Here is an 8,771-nt window from a genome sequence, read left to right as displayed (position 1 = left end):
CATTTGATTACATCATGGCTTGCCTTAATGAACTGTGCCAACCAGCACCGGATATAGACAGCCTGTTACCATGGAATTTTAAAAGATAGGTGTAGTTGCCCGGACGCTTACAAATAATGTATCGACGGGGTTATCTGAACTTGGCATGTCGGCCGCTATGACAGACTTATTCGAGGCGAGTGTTAATGACAATAGAGCAACTGTGGCTAAGCGATAAAAATAGGGGTTCATATCCTCTCCGTGAATATTTACAGTAAATTGATATAACATGCACTAATGGTACAAATCGCAGGCAAATCGCAGGCAAATCGCAGGCAAATCGCAGGCAAATTTTACACCGAATAAAGAGTTACTATTAATCAATTTGGGGACAGGTTTAAGTCATCTGCCTTGCCCCCATATTTCTTATATCCTACTGCGTAAACGTAAAGCTAACCGCTTTAATATCGGTCCATTTCGCTTCCCCTTTGATCAAATCATTAGGAGCGTCCAGCATTTGCATGTTTGGATGTAAATCGGGCTGGGTAAAACCCGTATCTGGATAGCGATCTTCATGCGTTTCAGATGACCAGTTCCAAGGGCCATCAACCCAGCCATCAACTATCGCCGTTTCTGGTTGCGGATAACTAATGTAACTATAAATAAAAATCGGAGTAGATTGATCAATAAATCCCAACAGTGGATGTGTAGTCATATCAACATTAAACGTCAGCACAGAATCGTTTTGTATTACCTGAACCATATGCTCACTACTGCTCGACGCTGTAGTACCGTACCCCTGCGCCTGCTGTCTCGGGACAAAATTCCAAATATTCGCTTTGAGATTTGTTAACGGGGTATCTTCGGTATAACTATTAGCTGATTTGAAGTGATGCAGGTGTACTGCTACGTCTCCAGGATCGACTTTATTATTGCGGTTTATATCAAAATGAACACCGTATTGATATTCCACTCTACCCGTTTCTTGTACGTGGCGATTGATGCGAACGACAGGAGGCAGATAATCCAGTTCTATCGAAAAAGTCATCCGATTAATGTCTGAAGCATTAGTACAGCCATTTGATATATCGGGAAAATCTCCACGAGAAAACTCAAGTGTCATATTTTCTTCCGTAACCAGTAAATTGGTTCCATTCATCGCAAAGCGAGATGTACTACGCTCGCCACTAACTACATCTTCAGAGACTACCGAGTTAGTTGTGCTGGAGACGATATTAAATAAACTGACTTCCGTGCAGCCTAGGACCGGATCATTGATATATGTGGTGATAGAGTGTTCGGAAATACCGACATATGTGTCACCATAGAGTTGCCAGATGCCATAATACGCAGTGCTTAGAGGGGCTGTTTGTCCACCACTACCATTTGTGTCAGTGTCAGCAGAATCCGAACCACCACAAGCTGCCAGCAACCATACGCCAGATAGCCCTAGTATTATTTTATTAAAATCCATTTTTATCCTCTGTGTAAAATGTTGACTTAGAGTTAAATATCAGCAATGTAGCTATGCTATAAACTTCGCCATCAAACATATCCAACACTAAAGGCTTAAGCAATATCATTCGTTGAAATATTGTTGTTATTGTTAAATTTATAAATCAAAATTTAATATTACTTCCTGAAACAAAGTAATAAGTACGCAAACATAATGAGTACAATTTTGCTGTACTCACTTTTACTAAGATGGCCTCGATTATCTGACTATTGATCTTGCCAAATCATCACTTGTGCAGGTTCGCCATTACTGCGAGTTGCACGGTACATTCCTTCAGTATTAAAAGGCGTTGCAATATTGCCTCTGTGATCGACAGCAATCACCCCTCCCGTCCCTCCGGCGGTGATTAAACGCTGATTAATCACCTCATCAGCAGCTTGAATTATCGACTTATGCTGATATTTTACTTTCGCGCAAATGTCACCTGCGACGTGGTAGCGAATAAAATACTCACCATGACCAGTTGCTGAAACCGCGCATACCCCATTTTCAGCATAGGTGCCCGCACCGATTACGGGCGAGTCACCAATGCGGCCAAACCGTTTTGCCGTCATGCCACCCGTCGATGTGCCTGCGGCTAAATTGCCATTTTTATCTAAGGCCACAGCGCCAACGGTGCCAAATTTATAATCGAGATCCTTCGTCTCAATACCTGCAATTTGCGCTGATTTCTCTGCTGTTTGGAGTTTTTGTCTTGCATCGAGTAACTGTTGATAACGCTCATCCGTATCAAAATAGCCATTTTGCACTAAGGTAAAACCTTGGGTGAGAGCAAACTCCTCAGCCCCCGCCCCCGATAACATGACGTGTTCAGACTTATTCATCACGGCTAACGCTAAATCAATAGGATTGGCGATATGACGAACACCAGCAACCGCGCCCGCATTCATGGTTTTGCCATCCATAATAGAAGCGTCTAGTTCATGGCCGCCATCGAAGGTATAAACAGAACCGACACCCGCGTTAAACAAGGGACTATTTTCTAACACATTGATTGCCGTTTGTACGGCAAGCAGGCTATCCCCGCCTTGCTCTAACACTTTAGACCCTTTATCGACAGCCTCCTTTAACTTGTCTTTATATGCTTGACGTTGCTCTGGAGTCAAATTGGCCTTAGAAATCGTGCCCGCACCGCCATGGATAGCGATAGCGAACGGTTTATCATTGGCATTAGTGTTATACGACATAAAAAGTACACTCGAGATAATTAAACTAAAGGTGGCTGATTTTATTTTCATTCTTTACATCCCCTTAAACAGTAACCTCCTTTGTAACCATTTCAATGACTAATTTCAATCATCTCCTTGCCTGTTGCTTTTATTCTGGCGACAATAAAGGCACATCACATGGAGCATAAAGTGCAGCTATTCTTTCAAATCACATCATTATCTTTTCGTCTTAATTTGATTGTTGGTCTGAGTCTAGTCACATCAGTAGCGACTGCCGACAATTTTTTGAAGTTATCTGTATCTGGGGTTGATGAATCGCTGCAGCGTAACATTGTGGCACATTTAGGTACTCTGCCCGACTCAGAAGTTCAACGCCGAGCCTTTTTGTTTAATGTCGAGGAAAATGTCAGTACAGCTTTAGAGTCCATGGGGTATTACCATGGCGAAGTCGAAGAAAAACTAATCGAAAACGAAAAAGGCCCATGGGAGTTGAAGCTGGCTGTGTCAGCAGGAGAACCGACTAAAGTTCAGTGGGTCGATATCAATTTTTCGGGGGAAATGCTAAATGATAGAGCCTTCGAGCAATGGTTATCTCGAGTCAGTATCAAACCAGGAGATACCTTAAATCATGGTCATTACTCTGAATTAAAATCCCAACTTGTCGCCCTTGCTCTCGCCCGTGGTTATTTCGATGGCGAGTTCACGCAATCACGAATTCAGATCAATCGGGATTTAAATACCGCCCAAATCAGCCTGCATTTTGATTCTGGCCAGCGCTATCACTTTGGCCAAGTGAGTTTTGATGGTCATACTTTAGAACCGGATATTTTAACTAAACTGATCCCCTTTAAAGAAAATGCGGCCTATTCGACTCGCCGTGTCAGTTCCCTCAACCGCCAACTACTGGACACTGGCTATTTCGCCAATATCAAAGTTATCCCACAGATTGATTTAGTCGAAGATAACCAGATCCCCGTCAAGGTTGAGTTAACGCCTAAGGCAAGCCATTCAATTGAAGTGGGCCTCGGGGGAGATATTGGTCAGAGTGCTGATGAAACCTTTGATCCAAGGGTACGGTTGACTTGGCGTACACCACAAATCAACAAGTATGGTCATTCCCAAGAAACCAGTTTGGAATGGTCACCCGATCGCCCTAAGTTTTTAACCTCCTATACCATTCCACTGACGCATCCCTTGGATGATCAACTTAAAATCCGTTTAGGATTGTTGCGGGACAAATATGGCGTCACCCAAATTTATGAGCCAAAAAATCGGGATTTTCGCAATACAGGTCAACTCGAATCGACGAAATATTTGCTGGGGTTACTTCGTCAGCAAAGGCTCGATAATCAATGGTTAATGAGTTATTCGCTTGATGCCATTCGTGAAGAATACAATCAATCGGATACCGACTATTTCCCGAGCTTTTATCTGGCTGGGATTAACTTTTCCAAGACAACACGGGGTGATAACTCCCTCGATCCTAAATCGGGTTTTAGACAAATTTATAGTCTCGATTACGCCGATCCCTATTTAGGCTCAGAGACACGCTTGGCAAGGTTACAAGCAAAATTTAAATGGATTGATACCTTCTTCGATAACCACAGAATCGTCGCTCGTATCGATTTAGCCGCTAACATAGCTAATGAAAATGAACTGGCTTTTATTCCTCCCTCGCTCCGTTACTTTGCGGGGGGCGATCAAACCGTGCGTGGTTATGGGTATCAAGAGCTCGGCCCTTATTTGGATTATATCGATACTGACGGTAATACGAATCGCGAAGTTATCGGTGGCCGTTATTTAATGGTCGGAAGTGTAGAGTACCAATATTACCTCACGCCCACTTGGCGGCTCGGCACCTTTATAGATGCGGGTAACGCCTTTGATAATAATCAATTTGAACCTGTAGTCTCTGTCGGGGGTGGTATTCACTGGATATCCCCAATTGGTCCCATTAAATTAGATTTAGGAATAGGTTTGAAAGAAACTGACACTATAGAAAGGTCATGGCGGATCCATTTGACTATGGGAACAGAGCTATGAACCGTCGTCCTGTCAATGATAAAACCAACGAGCAAGTTGATGCGGTATCAATGGAATCAACAGGATCCGCTCAATCTGTTACTCCTGTTTCGGGATTTCAACGTATTTGGCGTTCATTTAAGCTCTTTACTCGCATTATTGTTTATGTGCCATTAACGATTTTAGTACTTATTGCCCTGTTAATAGGCACTGAGATGGGATCGAGGCTCAGTGTAGGGTTAGCCAATCAATTCGTTCCCGATCTGGAACTCACGTACACTTCCGGAGCACTTAATAAAGAGCTCAACTTAGCCCACGCCGTTTGGTCAATGGATGGAATTAAAGTACAACTTGAAGCATTGCACCTTGCTTGGCAACCCACCTGTTTATTGCAAAAGCAATTATGTATAAGTGCACTTACCGCGGCTAAGGTTGAGGTACAAATTAACTCGGAGCAGCTTGCATCAAATCCTGCAGCAGCTTCAGACATAGAAACCATCGATGATACCGAGTCACAACTGACCCTTCCCTTTGGAATAATCCTCGATACCGCTCAGCTTATGGCGGTGAAAGTGCAAGTGGATGAAATGCACTTTACGGCTAATAGTATTGAGACAACAGCCACTTGGCTTACTGAAGGACTCACAATAAAACAGCTCAACAGCGAAGGACTGTCAATATTAATCCCCCTTGATGACGGTTCTAATACTGCGACAAAAACAACAACCAATACGACTAAAGTGAATAGCCCGCCTAATCCAAAGGATGTCACCACGGCGGTGCGAGTAAATGATGCCATTTCTAATACAAACAGCACATCAACAACATCAAACGCTCCACTAAACCCATCAATAGATTCAGTAGATTGGCCGCTAGCCCAATTACCCCAAGTGTTTATGCCTTTCCCTGTGATGGTAGAACAGCTGAACTTGGAAAACACCACCCTTGAAATTGGTGCACGCAAAGATATCTTTAGTCATGCAGAGCTACAGGGCAGCTTCCAACAATATCAATTGACCTTAGCGCATTTACTGATTGAACATACCGATGGTAAAGCCGAAGTCTCTGGGACACTCAACCTCGAGAATGATTATCCACTTTCCCTTGATATTAATGTCACACTTCACCAACTCGCAGAGTTACCTGAGCTTACTCGGCAGGAGCTGGTCTTAAAACTCAGTGACAGCCTAGGCCAACTGCGCATTAATGCACATGCAAAGGGAGATGCGGACTTTATCCTCGATGGGCAGATCACGCTCAAGGATCCAACACTGCCCTATAAAGCCAAACTGGAACAGGCAAGGCTACAGTGGCCGCTAAAGACTGCTGAATATTTTGTCAGCAACCTGAGCATAGACACCCAAGGTAGCCTTAATAAACAGGATGCTAAGGTACAAGGACAGCTAGTCACTCCTTTTAATAAAATGCTCGCCATAGAGACCCTACTTCATCATCAGGATTCAAAACTCACCATTGATAGACTCAACGCCAAGGGTGATATTGGCTCTGTAGAACTACAGGGTGAACTCGATTATCAACAAGCAATCAGTTGGAAGGCCAAAGTACAGCTTGATGCCATAAAACTACAGGAAATATCCCTGCCACAAACAGAGTCTGCCGATGCCTCCAATTTGCCAAATAGCCTGATAAGTGGAAAACTGCACACCATTGGCAAACTCGATAATAACCGTTGGCAAGTCGCACTAACAGAGACGACACTAGAAGGTACGTTGCAGGGATATCCATTTGATATCACAGGTGATATCAGTGTAAATGATGCATTTTATGTCAGTTCCAAGGGACTTAATGCTAACGTGCTCGGCGCAACCTTAGCCCTTAAGGGGGAAGCCAATGCTAACTGGGATTTACAGGGTGAATTACAAGTACCCGATTTTGGCCTTTGGTTACCTAAAGCCAGCGGCCAATTACAGGCCAATATTAATGTGACTGGTGATGCTAAACACCCACAATTAGAAGTCACTGCGCAATTGGTTGATCTTCTCTATCAAAATATCAAATTACGGGAATCAACCCTTAAAGCTTACTACAAACCGTTAGAGCAACATGAATTTGCGCTGTCACTTAAATCCAAGGCACTACACTTAGGCGGGCAAGTACTCGACACTATTACCCTTGGTAGTAAAGGGGATATCAACACTCAAAAGTTAACCCTAAATGTCAGCGGCGATCTGGGGTTAGATCTCAGTGTAGCCAGCCAGTTTGACAAGAAGAAATCACATCTACAAGCCCAAATTAATCGACTCAATCTTGTAACACCGCTCGGACTATGGCAATTGGATAAGGACGTGAGTATTGGCTGGGATCAAAACAAAAGCCAAGGTAATATCACGCCCTTCTGTCTCGTCAATCCCAATAGCCGGCTATGCCTAAATAATCAAACAGTGCTTGGAGAAACCGGAGATGCCCAACTCAGTTACTCAGGTAACCCGGGGAAATTACTCGCGCCCATATTACCCGGCAATGTGAACTGGGATGGTAATGCAGCGTTATTTGCCAACTTCGCTTGGGCAAAAGGACGTAAGCCCATTGCCGATCTGACCCTTAATTTTGCCCCGGGCAGTATTCTGCTCAAACGAGCCAAAAACCGCGAAGTCACCCTTAACTATCAACTACTAACTCTAAATACCACCCTAGATGCAAAACGCCTTATCTCCTCTGTGAATTTTGAATCTGAGGGCGTTGCCAGCTGGCACAGTGAAGTTATCGTGAATGTGACACCGGATCGCATCCTTTCTGGTTATGCCAATATTAAACAGCTCAATCTACAGCCATTAGGTGAATTTTTTCCTCAGTTAAATACTATCGAAGGCCTACTCACCAGCAAATTAAACTTTGCAGGCACACTTCAGGATCCAGAAGTATCGGGGAATATCACACTCACTCAAGGTGCTCTTGCCCTTACTGCAAACCCAACCTTAATCGATAAAATCGATATGTCGATGGATCTTGGTGGACAGCAGGCTGAGCTAAAAGGCCGCTGGATGATGGGTAATGGGTTAGGTCGGGTTTCAGGCAATCTACGTTGGCCACAGGGACAATTTAGCGGAGAACTGGCTATCCAAGGTGATAAACTCGCCGTGATCCAGCCACCGCTAGCCATTCTCGACATATCCCCCGATCTCAGCTTAAGTTTTAGCAGTGAACAGCTAGAGGTCAAAGGCATAGTCAACATTCCTTCGGGTAATATTAAGATAATACAGCTTGCCGAAGGCGGTGTTGCACTATCCGAGGACGTGGTTTTCAATGACTCTATTGCAGCGGCTCAACCTAAAAGCAGTCCCTACGCCATTGTCGCAGATCTTAATATCAACGTAGGAAATGATCTTAGAGTCGATGGTATGGGACTTAAAGGCAAGCTGCAGGGAACACTTAAACTGCAGCAACAAGCGTTCCGTCCCCCGCTCCTATTTGGTGATATAAAAGTACGACAAGGAAGTTATAAATTTATGGGACAAACCCTTAGTATCCGCACAGGAGAAGTACAGTTCGTCGGCCCTGCCTCTGTACCTAATCTGAATATTGAGGCTATTCGAGAAATTAAGAGTGAGGATTTAGTTGCGGGAGTTCGCGTAACAGGAACGCCCGCTCGACCAGTAGTGACCCTCTTTTCCAATCCAGCAAAAGAGCAAGCTGAGATCCTGTCCTACATTATTAAAGGCACTGGTTTCAACAGCACCGATAACGAACAGAATAACTCCTTAATGATGGGAGCCGCCTTAGGGTTAAGTTCACAGGTCGGTGGTGGAGCAATCAATAGTATCGGTAATACTGCCACAGGACTTATTGAAGAATTTGGTTTTTCAAACGTCCAACTCGATACCAATGATGAGGGACGAGTGGCTATAAGTGGTTATATTGGTAAAAACCTAATGGTGAAATATGGCGTAGGCGTTTTTAATCCTGGCTATGAAATGACAGTGAGATATTATCTGTTATCACAACTGTACCTTGAAACCGTATCAGGCACCCTAGGGCAATCCCTTGATATCTATTACAACTTTAATATTAAATAGCATTATGGTATTGGGTATGTTTTGAATGCTATGCCAGAAATAACCATCATG

Annotated in this window: 5 protein-coding genes; 2 read left to right on the top strand and 3 right to left on the bottom strand. The window is 43.8% G+C overall.

Annotated features, from left to right (window positions below; genetic code table 11):
- Positions 1-78 precede the first annotated feature (78 nt).
- The 3 genes from L2744_RS07545 to L2744_RS07535 form a co-directional block, all read right to left on the bottom strand.
- Complete coding sequence (locus L2744_RS07545; RefSeq protein WP_248991334.1) at positions 79-231, bottom strand: hypothetical protein; 153 nt, start codon at positions 229-231, stop codon at positions 79-81.
- A 181-nt stretch (positions 232-412) separates the two neighbouring features.
- Complete coding sequence (locus L2744_RS07540; RefSeq protein WP_248991333.1) at positions 413-1,453, bottom strand: hypothetical protein; 1,041 nt, start codon at positions 1,451-1,453, stop codon at positions 413-415.
- A 248-nt stretch (positions 1,454-1,701) separates the two neighbouring features.
- Positions 1,702-2,733 carry an isoaspartyl peptidase/L-asparaginase family protein gene (locus L2744_RS07535; RefSeq protein ID WP_248991332.1) on the bottom strand — a complete coding sequence of 344 codons (1,032 nt, stop codon included), beginning with the start codon at positions 2,731-2,733 and terminating at the stop codon, positions 1,702-1,704.
- A 120-nt stretch (positions 2,734-2,853) separates the two neighbouring features.
- Between L2744_RS07535 and L2744_RS07530 the strand changes: the two genes are divergently transcribed.
- Together L2744_RS07530 and tamB are read left to right on the top strand one after the other, a co-directional pair.
- Positions 2,854-4,707 (top strand): autotransporter assembly complex protein TamA, encoded by a 1,854-nt coding sequence (locus L2744_RS07530; RefSeq protein ID WP_248991331.1) that lies wholly within the window; start codon positions 2,854-2,856, stop codon positions 4,705-4,707.
- Positions 4,704-8,720 carry an autotransporter assembly complex protein TamB gene (gene tamB / locus L2744_RS07525; protein ID WP_248991330.1) on the top strand — a complete coding sequence of 1,339 codons (4,017 nt, stop codon included), beginning with the start codon at positions 4,704-4,706 and terminating at the stop codon, positions 8,718-8,720. Before L2744_RS07530 ends, tamB begins: the two co-directional genes overlap by 4 nt.
- The last annotated feature ends 51 nt before the right edge of the window (positions 8,721-8,771 follow it).

It is taken from the genome of Shewanella profunda, assembly GCF_023283765.1.
Lineage (GTDB): Bacteria > Pseudomonadota > Gammaproteobacteria > Enterobacterales > Shewanellaceae > Shewanella > Shewanella profunda.
The sequence above is the reverse complement of the archived record's forward strand: the minus strand, read 5'-3'. Positions and strand labels throughout refer to the sequence as shown.